This is a genomic window from Paenibacillus silviterrae (assembly GCF_030167925.1).
Lineage (GTDB): Bacteria > Bacillota > Bacilli > Paenibacillales > NBRC-103111 > Paenibacillus_G > Paenibacillus_G silviterrae.
In genome coordinates, this window is record NZ_JASKUT010000001.1 from 4,261,094 (window position 1) to 4,274,565 (window position 13,472).

At 54.5% G+C, this 13,472-nt stretch carries 9 protein-coding genes and 1 riboswitch; of the genes, 4 read left to right on the top strand and 5 right to left on the bottom strand.

The window, feature by feature from the left end; all coding sequences use genetic code 11:
- The first annotated feature begins 66 nt into the window (after nt 1-66).
- Both QMO62_RS19650 and QMO62_RS19655 read left to right on the top strand, forming a co-directional pair.
- On the top strand, nt 67-1,797 hold the full coding sequence (locus QMO62_RS19650) for a copper amine oxidase N-terminal domain-containing protein (RefSeq protein ID WP_284643519.1): 1,731 nt from the start codon (nt 67-69) through the stop codon (nt 1,795-1,797).
- 19 nt (nt 1,798-1,816) lie between these two features.
- Entirely contained in the window at nt 1,817-3,490 is a 1,674-nt protein-coding gene (locus QMO62_RS19655) for a copper amine oxidase N-terminal domain-containing protein (RefSeq protein WP_284643521.1), read from the top strand.
- A gap of 94 nt (nt 3,491-3,584) precedes the next feature.
- Here the strand turns inward: QMO62_RS19655 and QMO62_RS19660 are convergent, their stop codons facing one another.
- From QMO62_RS19660 to QMO62_RS19670, 3 genes are read right to left on the bottom strand one after another with little or no spacing between them, the layout of a single operon-like run.
- A complete protein-coding gene (locus QMO62_RS19660; protein ID WP_284643523.1) occupies nt 3,585-4,550 on the bottom strand; it encodes a 2,3-diaminopropionate biosynthesis protein SbnB in 966 nt (321 codons plus the stop codon).
- A 30-nt stretch (nt 4,551-4,580) separates the two neighbouring features.
- Nucleotides 4,581-5,576 carry a 2,3-diaminopropionate biosynthesis protein SbnA gene (gene sbnA, locus QMO62_RS19665; protein ID WP_284643525.1) on the bottom strand — a complete coding sequence of 332 codons (996 nt, stop codon included), beginning with the start codon at nt 5,574-5,576 and terminating at the stop codon, nt 4,581-4,583.
- A gap of 20 nt (nt 5,577-5,596) precedes the next feature.
- Entirely contained in the window at nt 5,597-6,793 is a 1,197-nt protein-coding gene (locus tag QMO62_RS19670) for a phenylacetate--CoA ligase family protein (RefSeq protein WP_284643527.1), read from the bottom strand.
- A 154-nt stretch (nt 6,794-6,947) separates the two neighbouring features.
- Between QMO62_RS19670 and QMO62_RS19675 the strand changes: the two genes are divergently transcribed.
- Both QMO62_RS19675 and QMO62_RS19680 read left to right on the top strand, forming a co-directional pair.
- On the top strand, nt 6,948-7,757 hold the full coding sequence (locus QMO62_RS19675) for a YheC/YheD family protein (RefSeq protein WP_284643529.1): 810 nt from the start codon (nt 6,948-6,950) through the stop codon (nt 7,755-7,757).
- Between the two features lie 126 nt (nt 7,758-7,883).
- Nucleotides 7,884-7,992: riboswitch (cyclic di-GMP riboswitch) on the top strand.
- Nucleotides 7,993-8,150: 158 nt separating this feature from the next.
- On the top strand, nt 8,151-12,437 hold the full coding sequence (locus QMO62_RS19680; RefSeq protein WP_284643531.1) for an S-layer homology domain-containing protein: 4,287 nt from the start codon (nt 8,151-8,153) through the stop codon (nt 12,435-12,437).
- Between the two features lie 55 nt (nt 12,438-12,492).
- Here QMO62_RS19680 and QMO62_RS19685 read toward each other — a convergent pair whose 3' ends face one another.
- Both QMO62_RS19685 and QMO62_RS19690 read right to left on the bottom strand, forming a co-directional pair.
- A complete protein-coding gene (locus tag QMO62_RS19685; protein WP_284643533.1) occupies nt 12,493-12,903 on the bottom strand; it encodes a DUF5367 family protein in 411 nt (136 codons plus the stop codon).
- Nucleotides 12,900-13,469, bottom strand: coding sequence for a TetR/AcrR family transcriptional regulator (locus tag QMO62_RS19690; RefSeq protein WP_284643535.1), 570 nt, complete (start codon nt 13,467-13,469; stop codon nt 12,900-12,902). The genes QMO62_RS19685 and QMO62_RS19690 overlap by 4 nt, the downstream gene beginning before the upstream one ends.
- Nucleotides 13,470-13,472 lie beyond the last annotated feature (3 nt).

Below are 13,472 nucleotides of genomic sequence, written 5' to 3' on the forward strand. Positions count from 1 at the left end.
TGTAAGAGATTTGTAAGCGACTCCCGGTATACTTCATCCTAACGAAGGAAAGAAGGAGTGGGACTATTGAAAACGATTACTTGGATGCTTGCTTTGCTCCTCATGGCTGCGCTGGTGCCTTTCGGCACTGCAGCCGCCGCCGGCAGCGACGGGAAACTGTACTGGGGGGAAGTGAAAACAGGGACGTATCAGCCCCTTCATCCGAACACATTGAATTGGTCGGGGGATGTGCTGGTTAAAGGCGGATTGGACTTGGAAACGATGGAAATAACGACGGACACCAAGAAGGCAGACCTGGTCATGAACCAGTATGGTTCCATCGGGGCTGCTTCCCTGCGCAAACTGACCGGGGAGCAGCTGGAAGACCCGACACGCAGGGATTTGTCCAACTTTGGCAACTCTTACACCATGGCTAAAGGGGATCTGTATTTGATCGTTCTCAGCGACGGCAAGTATGCCAAGCTTCGAATCGACCGCCTCATGCCGGAAGGGGGCCAGTCTTTCCAGCAAGTAGCTTTCAGCTACGTTATGGAAGGCCCGGCTAAGGAGCCTGCTCCCGCCCCGCTGACATTTGATCCGCCCGCAGCTCCAGCTGTCTCGAAGCAGAAATCGACGATCCGGCTTGCCGTGGGCAAGAAGGAGGCGACCGTGCAAGGAAAGGCGGTAGCGCTGCAGGTGGCGCCGACCATTGTAGACGGAACAACGCTAGTGCCGCTTCGTTTTGTTGCCGAGGCGTTGGGGAGCGAGTTGACTTGGGACGGCGGCGAGAGGAAGATCACCTTGAAGCAGCAGGGTACGATGATCGTGCTGCGGGTCGACCAAACTGCAGCCTCTGTTAACGGCAAGCTCGTTTGGTTGGAGGTAGCGCCGACGATTATGTCGGATACGACAATGGTTCCGATTCGCTTTATCAGCGAGAGCTTCAATCAGCAGGTGGGCTATGATGCAAGCACCAGTACGATTACGATTACAGGGGAGGCACCCGCTGCACAGACTGCCGAGCCGTCCAACTCGGCTTCGAATCAAGGGTTTCTGGTCGGGATGATGGGCAATTGGTCACTCTCTTATTCGGTAGCCGATGCTGCGAATGAGGCGATTGGATCCCTCAGTATATATCAAGACGGCACCTACCTCGTTAAGCTGAAACATCGCGGGGAATTTACCGGAAATTGGACTATAGCTAAAGAATCCGAAGTGGAGGGGCATCCTGAAGCCATTATATTGAGCCATGCGATGGATAAATCCGATTGGGCTGTGGTTCCCGGGCAGAGGGGATCCGTGCAGCTGCTGCAAAAATATGTGTATTCCAACAATGCGTTATACAACACCGTAATCACGACAACATGGCTCCCCGGCTACGGTGGAGTAAAGGCTTCGGACAATCCGGGGGCTATTGAGGATTTTAAACTGAAGGAATTTGATTTCAGCGGCTTCGTGGGCAGCTACGATCTTTGGATCGAGGGCGGTGCGACCAACTTGTATTATAGGGATACAGGGAATTATGCGACGCATGAATACCAAGCAGGCGCTGCGGCAGGTACCTTGACCATCCATGCGGACGGCACCTACACGATGAAGACAAAGGAAGCGGTCTCGGGCAAGTGGAGAGAATCGAAGCTGAACGAGGTATTCGGGTACGAGTACTCGATTATTCTGGAGGATGGACCGGACTCTATCGACTGGACCCTGCTCGTCAATGGCTCTGGCAAAACGATGGTGTCCTACGAGGCGGGCAAATGGGCGGACGGAAGCGTCATGTGGCTGCCTTACTATATAGCAAGCCCTGCGGCCAAGTAAAGAGAAGGGAGCGGATGGTATGAAATATGCAAGGTATCCCTTATTTGTTCTAGCTCTCTGTATCGGTCTATGGTTTCTTCCGTCAGGCGCGACCGGTGCAGCGAATGCGGTTACGTGGGGAGAAGTCCAAACAGGGACGTATGACTCCCCCAGCATTTACACCTTGAATTGGTCGGGCAATGTGCTGGATAAGGGCGGGTACAGCTTAAAGCAGCGCAAGCTGACCTCTTCTGCAGCGGAAGCGGATTTTGTCATCGACGGCAAGGGCAGCATCGGGGCTGCCTCGATTGCCGTGCTGGAGGGAGAGGAGCTGGGGGCGCCGTCTGCGCCGGCCGGCAAAGCCTTCTCCAACACGCAGAAGCTTGTAAGCGGCGGAATCTATTGGATCGAGCGGAGCGACGGCTCTTATGCGAAGCTGCGGGTGGACCGATACAATGCGGATCGCGGCGGGACAATTACCAAGGTGTTCTTCTCTTATGTACTGGAACAAAAGAAGGAGGACATTGCCCAGCCTGCACCGGTACCGGAGCCCGCGCGTCCTCTGCCGCAGCCGGAACCTTCTCCAACGGCTCCGGTAGCGGGTGGTAGAGAATCCGTCGGCCTTCAGGATCCGAGCTTAGACGCCGCCCTTGCGGAATACAGCTATCAAGTGGAAGAAGGGCCGGTAACCGTCCCCTGGAAGGCAGTCGTTTCTGGCAGCAGGTATGACGTATATCGTTCCGACAACGGCGGAGCGTATGTAAAGATGAACGATTTTTCTTTGGAGAAGCCGGAATATACCGATCATTACGCCTTTGCGGAGCATACCTACGTTTACAGGCTGGCATCGCATGGCCCAAGCGGTAAGCTTACGTATTCAGCTCCAATCAAGGTGACGGTCACGAAGAAAAGCACGGAAAAGCCAAAGCAGGTCATTGAACTGAAATTGGATAGCCTTAGTGCTAAGGTTAACGGTAAGGAGCGCACACTGGATGCGGCTCCGACATTAATCAATGGCCGCACGATGGTGCCGCTTCGTTTTATCGGGGAGGCGCTCGGGGCGAAGGTGGAATGGAACGGGGAGGACAGGAGCATTTCCATGCGGCTCGGGGATCAGGCCGTTGGACTGAAGATTGACCAATCCGAAGCAACCCTTAACGGTCAGAAGGTCATGATGGATGTCCCTGCCATGATTATTGGGGAGACTACCATGGTTCCTGTGCGTTTCGTTAGCGAGAGCCTCAAGCAGGAGGTTCGTTTCGACAATGATACGCTAAGCATCATCATTGCCGGTGGCGCTGGCAAGAACGAACCGGAGAAAGAACAACCGCTTCCGCAGGACCCGCCAAAAGTGGATCCTCCGAAGGAGAATACGCCACCCAAAACTACGCCCCCCGCCGTTCCGGAACAGCCGGATCCTTACTACCTGGGAACATGGGAATTATGGGTACCGGGTGTCCCGTCGGATACTCCGGGAGGCGGCGGGCAGTACACCACAGGGAAGCAGGGCGGCATTCTTGTCATTAAGGCGGATAATACATGGCAATATATGCTGGGAACGAAGCAGTACAAGGGCAAGTGGAGCCAGGTAAAGGACAGCAATGAAATCCTGCTTAGCAATTTTCAATACGGCTCCGACTGGCAAGGAAGACTAAAAAATGGCGTATTCCAGATCTATACGTTCGGCATGTACTTTGTAGCTGCCCCCAAATAAGGACTCCATTCAACGGCTAAGCTGGGCGGCGATATGGCAGTCTGGGAAGTTGGGGGCACATGGGAGGTAGGGACTTGCCAACAGTAAGTTGTCTTCAATCCAGCACAATCCCCGCGCCCCGCTCTTTCGCCGCTTTCACATAGTAGGAGGCAACGGCTATATCGAACACCGCCATGCCCATAGGGCAGAACAGGATCGGCTGATCCTCATCGATCCCGGCGAGAGCATCGCGGCAGATGACATCAGCCAGCGTGAGAGTATCGGCTCGGGTCAGCCCCTGCATCTTGTGGAGCAGCTCGATGTCGGTGTTCTCACGGCATACCTCGTCCCAGTCGTCCACAATAATGGCTTCAACCGGGGCCAGCGCTTCCGGCGCATAATCGCGAAGGGACACATGCAGCAGCAGGCTCCCCGGGCGGGGTGGAAGCGTGATGTACCGGTCATCCGATACCGTGCACGTGATACATACCTCGGAGTGAAGATACGCTTCCTCCCAGGCCTTCACAGGCTGAATTCGCTCCTGCCAGCCGGGAGGAAACTCCTCCAGTCCCACCCCCTTCTTATCGTAAACCCGTATTCGTCCGATACGATCCCCGTACAGTGATAACGCCATCCGGGCATGGCAGCGACCGATGGGGCCCCAGCCAATAATCCCAAGCTGAAGCTGTTCATAGCTGCGTGCCTCCATGACACGGCGGAGCAGCAGTCCGCTGACCGAGGCCGTTCTGACGATACTGGGAAGCGGGGAGCAGAGCAGGGCGGACGGTTGTCCTGTCCTGGACTCGTTCAGGACGACGACGCTGTGCGCGCGCGGCAGACCGTAAGCATGATTGCCTGGAAAGCTGGCGATCCATTTGATCCCCGCCGTATGGACCTCTCCCCCCACATAGGCGGGCATGGCAATGATGCGATTGTTCGGGTCGCCGTACCGCAAATACGGCTTCATGGGCTGAGCATAATCACCTGCATCCAGCAGCCGGACGGTGGATTCGATCACCTCCAACAGGGCAGGCCAATCCATACCGAGCGCTTGGATATCCTTATCGTTCAGGTACAGCATGTCGATTCCTCCTTATCGCATACATGCAGCCTACAGTCCCTCGTCCAAGCCGGCCAGGGCATCCTCCGTAAGCTCCGGGCCGAATTCCCGGCGGATCCAAGCATCCGAGTACACCGTATCCAGATAGCGGTCCCCTCTATCATGAACAATGACGGCGCATACCGAACCGGGCTTTAGCTCCTTCCGCAGCTGCATCACCGCAGCCACAACAGCTCCGGACGAGGCCCCGGCCAGAATCGATTCCTTCTGTGCCAAGGCACGACAGCCCTTCACCATGTCCCAGTCGGATACGTGTACGACGCGATCAATCAGCTCCTCCCGGTACAAAGGGGTCACCATTCCGGCGCCAAGCCCCGGGAACCTGCGCTTGCCGTTCGGTCTCCCGAAGATGGCGCTTCCCTCCGCATCGACGGCCACGATCTTGGTTGTGAGCCCGTGGTCCCGGGCATATTCGGCACAGCCCCGAATCGTTCCGCACGTGCTGACAGCGCAGAACAAATAATCGATTCGGCCGAGCCGCTCCACCATCTCTCTCATGGTAGTGTGGTAATGGGACCGGTAATTGTCGGCATTCGTATATTGATTCGGCCAGTAGCTCCCCGGGAGCTCCTTAAGCAGCTGCCGAACTCGGTTCAGCCTGGCGGGCAAAAATTCGCCGGTCACCGGGTCCGGGTCGGCGACATAGTCGATCTCCGCGCCCATGGCCTTCAGAATGCGGATATTGGTTTCCGTCGTTCTCGGATCGATCACACAGACGAAGCGTATGCCGAGATATCTGCTGATCATGGCCAGGCTGATCGCCATATTGCCGGAGCTCGATTCGATAAGGACGGAACCGGGCCCAATCATCCCGGCGTGCCAGGCCTCTTGAATCATTCGCAGGGCCGGGCGATCCTTGGCGCTTCCTCCGGGGTTCAGCAGCTCCAGCTTGGCATGTACCTCCGGCCCGCCGTCAGGGAATAGGCGGCGGAGTCGGAGGAGCGGCGTATTTCCGATTGCGGAAATCATACTACCTTCGGTGTTCATCCTTATCCAACCTTTGTCTTCTAATAATAAAGCTTCTTATTCTTTACCCGGCCGTTCTCCAGCGGCTCGCCTTCCGGTACAACGGTCACCCGAATATTTCCCAGCAGCCGGTTTTGAATCATCAGACCGATTTCCGGGATGCATTCCCCGAGCTCTTTTTGAATGATGCGAGCTGCCTCCTCGGTTGCCGATTTGCTCCGAATCGCCACCACCAGGGCATTGTTCTGCATCTTCACGCGAACCATCGCATCCTCTAGATGCCGGTAGACGACCTGCTCAATATCGTAAACGCTGATTTTTTCCCCGTGCTTCAGCTCGCGGCCAACCCGCTTGACGATCGACTGAAAGCTCATTTTCTCCACGCCATCCACCATGACAGGCCTGAGATCACGCACCACATCATACGTCACAAACCGAAGAGCCGGAAGCATGCTGCGCACAAGGGAGGTCAGTACGAGGACACTTTCATCGGCCCCAAGCGGCTCCAGCGCTTCCCCAAGCTCCTCCGTCCCGATTCCTTCGGCGATCATATCGTCGACAAGAAGGTATCTGCCTATATCATGGGAGTAGTAGGCAATCGTGCCGATCTCGATCGAGCCATAGGTATCAATTACATCACGGGAGTCCAGTCCGAACAAATGAGCCATATTACGCTGCCATTGGGGCGGGGCGATTTCCCCGACCAGGATGATTTGGCGGATGCCGAAGGCACGGGGGTCCCCGGCAGCATGGACGATATGATCGAGGATGGACGGCATCGTATAGAGCAGGTCCGGACGGAACGCCGTCAGCGCTTCGATATGCCGCTCTATCGGCAGCTCGAAGGAGATCGAACGATTGTCGAGGCCCAGACGATCGAAAATCGCCGTAGCGGTACTCGCCGCATGGCCGGTTCCCATATCGGCCAGCGCCCTTCTGCAGCCGCTGCCCTCGAGCAGCTTGCCGAACAGCCGGGTCTTGATCTCGACATAGCGTCTGTCGTCCTCCTCGGAGTAGAAGATCGCCTTCCGGCGGCCGGAGTTGGTGCCAGACGTGCGGTATACCGCAAGAGCGGGATCCGGCGTCTGGTGATAGTAGTGAGCCTCAAGGACGGCCGAAGTGATCAGCGGTAGCTCCTGTAGACTGCTGAACTCCTCGACCTTTCTGCCCCCAAGCAGGCCCTTATACCATGGGTACGTTTCTCCTACCTCCATCAGCTTAGTCTTCCATTGATCCATGGTACATGTCCGACTCCCTTACTTTGAGATAAATGTGCACAGTAAAGCTTATGTAAAAAATGGAATTTCGGTGCCCGCAATAGGTCTTTGCCCAGTCCAATACCCCGTTCTCCCCGTATAGTAACCTAGAGAGTCCATAGAACGGAGGGATCCTATGAAGAGGCATATCCGCCATGTGCCGGATAAGCTGATCAAGACGAAGGTACTGTGTCGATGCGCAGAGGTAAGGAGCCAGATTCCCGTAACGCAGAGCATGAATGGACGCGTTCTCTATGACATGCTGCACAAGTACGGTATGGTCTACATCAAGCCGTGCCAAGGCGCCCAAGGAAACGGCGTCATAAGGGTGGACAAGATCGGCAGAGGGGGGCGGAGGGCACGTACCGTGTACCGCTATCAGGAAGGCACGCGGGTACGCTCCTTTGCGCATTTTGGCAAGGCGTATCAGGAGCTTTATCGATTGACCAAGGGGACGCCGTATTTGGTACAAAAGGGCATCGAGCTGTTAACCTACCGCGGCCGTCCCTTTGATATCCGGGTCATGGTGCAGCGCAGCCGCCGGGGGTCATGGGATGCTACGGGCATTGTCGGCCGGGTGGCCCATCCTCGCAAGGTGGTTACCAACGGAAGCCAGGGGGGTACGATCTATCCGGTGGATGTGATTTTACAGCCCTATGCAAGCCAGGGGAGAAGAAAAGCACTAATCGCGTCCATGCAGCGCATTGGGGTGAAGTCCGCACGGCAGCTCGCCGCCGTCTTTCCCGGGATCCGGGAGATTGGCGCGGATATCGCACTGGACCGTCAGCTGAAGCCCTGGATTCTGGAGGTGAACACCAGCCCCGATCCGTGCCCCTTCACCAAGCTGAGGGATCGGAGCATGCTGCACCGGATTATTCGCTATGGCATCGGGTATGGGCGTAAGTATCGCTTGAAGTGTACGAAATCGAAGCGGGGTATGGTGTGAGGTAGGATGAGATGAATAGTGTTATAGGCCTATTCGGGAGGAATATTTTGTATTGTCAGGGCTCAAATTCCTGTGATAAAATGACTACGTCCCACCATTCAACAAAATTAGACGAATAGTTCCATTGAACGACAAAGGCAAAACCGCCGAAAGACGGTGACGCAAAGCTATGGGTCTAACGAACGCAATCAACGCTCAAGGGCGAATTGCGGGCCAGGATTGCCAGGCTACCGAAACGATGCATGTGATAGGTCCTCTAAGGGTGATCGAGCGCTGCATGATGTTATCGTGCAGCCTTCGGAGCCTTTCAGGGGATTTTTCCGTATTCAGGGGTCCTGGAAGCATAGCCGTTCGATGTAAGCGGACAAGAGGAAGCAGGAGGGAGTCAGATCGATGAAAGTGATGTTTCAACCCAAAGCACTTATGTTGGCCTTGGCCTGGGTGCTTTTCTTCAGCTTTGCCTTGAAGACGAGTGCAGCTACGGACATCAGTAACCATTGGGCGGAAGAAACCATCGCGCAGTGGGTGAAGGAGGGAATGATCGAAGGGTATGAGGACGGGACCTTCCGGCCTGACCATTCGATTTCTAGGGCAGAAATGGCCGCGCTAATTAACCGTAAGTTCCATCTTACTCCGACGAACGGCACGGCTTCTTTCCCGGACGTATCGAAGGACGAGTGGCAGTACAAACCTATCTCAGCGGCGACGGCAGCTGGATATATGAAGGGCTACGAAGACGGGACGATTCGTCCGGGCGATGCCGTCACTCGTCAGGAATTGGCGGTGATGCTCGCAGGGTTACTAAAGCTGGACCCGGGGGACGAGAGCCTCAAGTACCAAGACCAAGCAGTGATCCCTGCATGGAGCAGGAAAGAAGTCGCTGCCGTTTCGGCAAAAGGATTTATGAACGGGTACGGTGACGGAAGCTTCGCTCCGGCCCGCAAGGTGACTCGTGCGGAAGCCGTCGTAACGATCGAGCGCTCGGCTCAGGCGAAGCTGGAGCAGGAGCCTCTCACGTATGCAATGGCTGGAATCTACGGACCGGAGCACGGTACAGAGACTCTACAGCAGGACGTCATTGTCAATGGCTCCGGGGTCACGCTTCGCAATATGAACATCTCCGGAGACCTCTTGCTGGGGGAAGGCATTGGGGAAGGTGATGTGACCCTCGAGAATGTAACGGTGCGCGGCAAAACGACAGTGAAGGGCGGCGGAGCCCATAGTATTCACTTGGTCAACAGTTCGTTTGCCACCGTAATTATTGAGAAAGCAGGCGGAGAGGTTCGTATTGTAGCTGCCGGCACTACGGTGGTGCAGCTGGTGGAGGTATTCTCAGCTGTCAACATTGAAGAGGAAGGCAGCACAGGAGGCGGATTTATAAAGGTAACTCTGCAGCCAAGCTTACCGGCAGGAACCGTGGTGAAGCTGGCGGGGGATTTCCAGGAGGTTCAGATTGCATCCTCCGGGGCAATAATCGAGCTGATTCAAGGTTCGGTCGTGACGCTGGATGTGGCTGATGGAGCGTCAAACAACCTGATCAACTTAGGGACCACTGTGATCATCAAGGAACTGATTGCAAGCGAGGTCATTAAGGTAGAAGGGCAAGGAACCATTGAGAAGGCAACCCTTGGCGAGGGGGCGCAGGCCACCACGTTTGAGAAGCAGCCTTCTTCCTTGGGAAGCCCGGCAACGGCACCACCCGCCTCCAGCGAAAGCGAAGGCGATGGAAGCGGTGGCGGGGGAGGGCAGCAGACGGAGCCGGGTAGCCAGCCTCCATCCATTGTAGTCAAAGGGCTCTATCACTCTTCCAATCAGTTGCTGACGGTTGACTCGAATTTTTCAGAGTTTATGATTTTATTCCGTTGGCAGGGTAGCACCGAGCTTCGGTCTGAAAACTTTGGTATCGTTGCGGGCAAGCCGGAGGTCTTGACTATCAAGCAAAACAATCAGGGTCCTGCTTTCGGCAGCGTGACCGTGAACGGGGAGCAATGGTCGACACTCACGTTGACAAGAGGCAGTGCTCCCTATCCGGGTATAGCTAGTATTTTCTTAGTGGACAAGCTGTCAAAGTATACGGCTGAGCTTCAGGTAACCGTGCATCCGAATCCACAGACCGCTGTCGATGCGGAAGCGGTGTTTGTCGTAGGAGATAAGCTTATTGCCAAATACCCCGCGGCAGGTGATTTTTCCACCTCCAGCTGGGTAGTCAAAGATATTGTGTCGCAAGCGGTGTACCAAGCGTTGTATTCCCGCCAAGACCAGGATGTGGCTGTGTTTACTATTCAAGGGGGCAGCGTATCGGCTGGCAGCTATACGGCGGTTCAGGCAGGTAAGGCAACGGATTATCCCGTCGTTCTAGCGGGTACGTCAACAGTGAACGGTTCCGTCTATGGGAAGCTGTTCTATAACGGACAGGCTCAAGTGACGACAGTTATCAACGCAACCTATGCGGAACTGGCGCCGGCGTTAGTCGTTGATGATGTGATTCAGTTGTATTACGGAAATCAATTTATGGTCAGTGCGGTTTGGGATGGGACGGCATGGGTGTACACTGAGTTGGTGAAAGAGCCTGTCACAGCTCCTGTCAGTGTTAGTGCCGCTGCAATGACGAACCGCAAAATCCAAGTGAGCTGGAGCCCTGTAGGAAATGCGAGCTATTATCATATTTATTCACGTCCGGCAGAAGGCGGCGAGTTTACGCTGCTGAAGGACCTCCAGGGTAATGATGTGAAAGCTACGGGCACCACTTACATTGATGATACGCTTTCACCGAATACGACAAGATTTTATTTGGTGAAGGCAGTGCTTGGAGGTACGGGCTGGGCAATTGAATCGAAGCCGAGCAGCACAGTAACGGCAACAACCTATTATAACGAGCACATCGCACTGGATTTTCAGGTGACTGATTCGGTACAGCATCCCGCTGAGCCGATCCTCTATTTGACGGATAAGCAGAATAAAAAGCTCCATGCGATCAATTATGCAACCGGCGCAAAAAGTGAGCTTTCCTTGGCTCTGCCGCCTGAGAGCCTGACCTTTGCAGGCGGGAGGATCTATGTGTCTCTGCTGAAGGGCGAGCACTCCTCCTACTGGTGGAAGGAATCGCAAGAAGGGGCGGTTGCCATTGTGGATGCCGCATCGTTTACAGTGAGCACCACCTTCGATATCAGTATTGATCCTTATGATATTGCTGTGGATTCATCCGGATATATTTATATTTCCTCCGGCTCGGGTCAATGGACTTGGATGAAATCCTACAACCCGAATGGAGCGGGCGAAGCCGCTACAACCGACATTCGGCAGGCAAGCTATATTCACATGCACCCAACTCTGAACCGGGTTTACTCGATTACTACGGACTCTTCCCCACGGGACATGAGAATGTATCATGTAGCGAACGGTGCATTTGCACCGGCAGGTTACGATTCTCCTTACCATGGAGATTACACGATGGATACCCAGATGAAGTTTTCCCCTGACGGAGAATACATCTTTAATGGAGCGGGAACGGTATTCCGGACCAGCACGACGAAGTACAGCGATATGAGATACATGTACAGCTTGAATCGTGGCTTTACCGACATTGCATTTGATTTGGACAACACACGTTTCTACACTACGAAAGACAAACAGATCGGCGCTTACCGTTATTCCGATTTTGATCAATTCGGTACATTCCATGCCGATGGAACAACAAAGGCTCTATATAATAGCGCGGATCGTATCCTTGCGATATCATCTCTTGGTTCCCGTCAAGTGATTGAGCTAGTTGAGAAGTCTTCCATGGAGACGCTCCCTGCGACAGAACGCCAAGGCATTTACCTTCATGGCTCCGTCTCGGATGTTGTGTATTCCCAGGCGACAGGGAAAGCCTATGCGGTCGATGAAGCGTTCCATAAGCTTTATGTTGTGGATCTGGCCAGCGGGCAAGTGGAGCAGACGAAATCGCTTGATTATAAGCCTTCTGAGTTGGCTCTCTCCGAGGATGGAACGAAGCTGTACATTCGTAATAACGATGCCAATGTACTGGTTACCGAGATCAGCTTGGCGACGATGCAGGTTACCCGTGACATGAATTACCAAGCGGCTGGGGATAGCAGCGACCAGGCTCATGGGCACATTTATCAAAAAGGGAACTATCTCTTCATCTTAACAGGGGAGTTCGAACCCAAGCTTCTTATGTTTAACGCTGCTACGTTTGCACCTGTCAACTACGGGGCTGCCATTGGTGCCATTGGTGACCTAGCGTGGACAAGCGATCGAAGCAAACTGTATTACTGGTATCAATCGGGCTGGGGGGCAGGCAATGCCGGAACCGATGTGTACGAAATATCCGTCTCCGGATCGACCTTAACGCAGTCGGCTCGCTCCCAAATCGGCTACCCGAACTTCTTGAGAGATCCCTTGGATACTCCCATGCTGGTGCTGGAGGAGCAAGGAGTCGTCATCGCGAAAAACCGGGTACTCCGGAAAACGAATTTGAATGAGACGGTGACACTGCTTCCGGAAGCCATCTACGGGGTTAGCCCTGACAGGACCAAGTTGGTGGGCAAAACCGGCATCTACGATGCCGTAACGTATCAGAAGCTTCAGCCGTTATCGCTTTCCGGAGCAAGCCACATCTTCTATGTGAATGATATCTTGTACTATATGATAGGCAATTCGTTATTGCATTTGTAGAAGGATTCAATGAGGCCACCTTAGGGTGGCCTTCTTTTTTCTGTGATACATGAAGTCATTCTTTGACGGAACCTTGAAACGGAGGAGAAACAGCCGGCGCCCGTAAACCCATGAGCAAAATCAGGCTGTAAGCCCACAGCAGCCAGATCGAGAGCAGCGATAATCCCTTTGCAGACATGACCGGGAAAAAGAAGCCGCTCCAATGCATGCCGGCCATATCCAGCAGCATGCCCGGGACCGCCGTGCAGATGGCAGACCGCGCTCTGTCCCCGGCGGGGACACGGCATCCGGCGTATATGAGAGACATAGCGCCATAGATGATGGGGACGATGAGAAGGAAGCTAAGTATTATAGGGACGAGGGAAGCGGGAGGGAGAAGCCGATCGCCGAAAAAGTGAAACACCATGGTCGCTGCGAGCCACAAAAGCACGCCCCATCCGATGAAGAGAATATCCCTTTTTCTCACTTTACCCTTCCTCCCAGATCATGAAGTAGATGGCGAAGAGCCTCAAACAGCTCCTGTTGCGGAAATTCCTTATCCAGAAGTGCTTGCACGGCCAACCCGTCGATCATAGCGTTCATCAGCATCCCCCATTGCTCAAGAGACATTCCTTCGACCGGGGATTGCTTCCAAGCGGAGCTTAAGATCCCGGTCAAATGCCGGTTTTCTTTGGCTAACAGATCGCTAAGGCTTCTACGACTGGACTCCATGTGAAGCCCGGAAGCTAGCGCTGTAAAAAACAGCCGATGGTACACGGAATCATAGCTGCATCGCGATTGGGCGGATTGGAGGACCTCCTCAAGCGTAATGCCTCCTGCTTGCATGGCCTCCCAAGAACTGTCGCATAGATGCTCGACAAGCTCTATCAGAAGCTGTTCCTTGGTGCGAAAATGGTAATACACCGTCCCTTGGCTGACGCCTGCCTGCTCGGCGACCGCCTTCAGTGTGATTTGCTCCAGCCCTTTGTCGGACATGCATTGCTGCGCGGCGCTCAGCAGGTCAAGCTTCGTAATGACATTCGGTTTAGCCATTAG